Genomic DNA, 317 nt, shown 5'->3' with positions numbered 1-317 from the left:
ATATACGCGAGTATTACAAGGTCCTGTTTGAAATTATATCGCCGCTGCAGGTCAAAAAAGGTGGCCCGGTAATCTTCATGCAGGTAGAGAACGAATACGGCTATTATGGGGATGATGGCGCATATATGGAATTTCTGAAAAACTTAATGGTAGAATACGGCTGTGAAGTTCCTCTTGTCACTTCTGACGGACCATGGGATGAATCTTTTAAATATGGAAAAGTTGAGGGCGCCCTTCAGACCGGCAATTTCGGTTCTAAAGGCAAAGCACAATTTGACATCATAAGAAAAAAGATTGGGAATAAACCTTTGATGTGC

The 317-nt window shown here is 41.6% G+C and carries 1 protein-coding gene; it reads left to right on the top strand.

The window, feature by feature from the left end; genetic code table 11:
- Nucleotides 1-2: 2 nt before the first annotated feature.
- The coding region (locus tag LK536_RS58630) for a beta-galactosidase (RefSeq protein WP_506092316.1) at nucleotides 3-317 on the top strand (315 nt) is incomplete at its 3' end.

It is taken from the genome of Clostridium pacaense, from assembly GCF_020709765.2.
GTDB classification, from domain to species: domain Bacteria; phylum Bacillota; class Clostridia; order Lachnospirales; family Lachnospiraceae; genus Enterocloster; species Enterocloster hominis.
This window is presented reverse-complemented; position numbering and strand designations above follow the sequence as displayed.